At 39.9% G+C, this 1149-nt stretch carries 3 protein-coding genes; all 3 read left to right on the top strand.

Annotation, left to right across the window (positions count from 1 at the left end; all coding sequences use genetic code 11):
* Nucleotides 1-93 (top strand): IS3 family transposase (locus ACQQ6X_RS18865; RefSeq protein ID WP_305165070.1); only part of this gene is annotated, 93 nt, incomplete at its 5' end.
* A 108-nt stretch (nucleotides 94-201) separates the two neighbouring features.
* Entirely contained in the window at nucleotides 202-432 is a 231-nt protein-coding gene (locus tag ACQQ6X_RS18860) for a hypothetical protein (RefSeq protein WP_305166554.1), read from the top strand.
* 51 nt (nucleotides 433-483) lie between these two features.
* Nucleotides 484-903, top strand: coding sequence for a hypothetical protein (locus tag ACQQ6X_RS18855; protein WP_142612761.1), 420 nt, complete (start codon nucleotides 484-486; stop codon nucleotides 901-903).
* Nucleotides 904-1149: the final 246 nt, after the last annotated feature.

The raw sequence follows: 1149 nt of genomic DNA, 5'->3' as shown, positions 1-1149 counted from the left end.
TATATTCACTACTACAACTATCGAAGAACCAAACAAAAGCTCAGAGGACTGTCGCCGGTAGAATACCGCATTCAGTCCTCTGTAGCAGCCTAAGTCTGTCTGTGTCTAACTTTTTGGGGTCAATTCAAATTGGTCTGCGGGGATTTATACATTGAAGGGATTTCTACACAATCCATCGAATAGCTACTTGAGGTGATCAGCATGAACCATACATATAAAGTGTTAAAGTCAGATATCAAACAATTTGCAGCTGCTTTAAGCCAGGTAAAGGTATACGTTGTTCAGTCGTTGGGAGAAGGTTTGATATCGATTATAGACTATGGTGGCACTATAGAAAAGTTTTCGCCTTATTCGGTCAAGATTGCTGGAGCGTATTATATGCGGAATCAGTTTGAATTGAGGGTAGATATGAAAGAACCTACCGGGTTGTAGTCGGTAGTCTCTTTAAGATAGACTATTTCAAAAAAATAGAAGGGGAAAATGATGAAGAAAAGAATTTTTCTATTCTCGGTTTTGTCGTTAAGTATGGCGATTACGGTAGGGGCTACTTCAGCTTCAACAAGTAAAACTAGCGAAAACATCATAATTAATCAAAGATCGAGCGGAGGCGCAACTGTAGGGGAATCCTTTGTTGTCCCTAAGGGATGGGGGCATGTTAAACTTCGTATGAAGAATCACTCTGATCATCCAGTAAAGGTCAGTTTAACGCACGACAGATCAAACAAGCTATATATTGATGCATTAGTAATCGCTCCTCACGACACAGTTATCTGGAAAAGCACTGATAAAGGCTTCTCAGACGGTATGCGTTCTGGAGACTACACACTTCAGTGGAGAGGCAGTGATTATAAAGTTAACGGGGAAACGTGGGGAGTAGCTGACTCACAGCCTGGAGACATCTAACTTGTCCTAGCTATACAGCTTGAAAACCCCCTACTCATTGGGTGGGGAGGGTTAATTATGCGTTGTTCAAGACAGCAAGTGAGTTAATCTCCTTAATTGGTCGGGAGAGCTTTTTTTCTTTGATCAGTTTAAATTTAGAGTAGATGTGAAGGTCTCAACCGGGTAACTGGTATGAGTCGTCCTTTTTAATACCCAATAAAAAATAAATATGCAAATATTTAGATTATATTTATAGATAAGCAAGTT

The organism is Paenibacillus ottowii (assembly GCF_050516475.1).
Classification (GTDB): Bacteria; Bacillota; Bacilli; order Paenibacillales; family Paenibacillaceae; genus Paenibacillus; species Paenibacillus ottowii.
This window is presented reverse-complemented; position numbering and strand designations above follow the sequence as displayed.

Coding starts and splice junctions, on each gene's coding strand:
- ACQQ6X_RS18855 (WP_142612761.1), top strand. CDS start 484: ATGAAGAAAAGAATTTTTCTATTCTCGGTTTTGTCGTTAAGTATGGCG.
- ACQQ6X_RS18860 (WP_305166554.1), top strand. CDS start 202: ATGAACCATACATATAAAGTGTTAAAGTCAGATATCAAACAATTTGCA.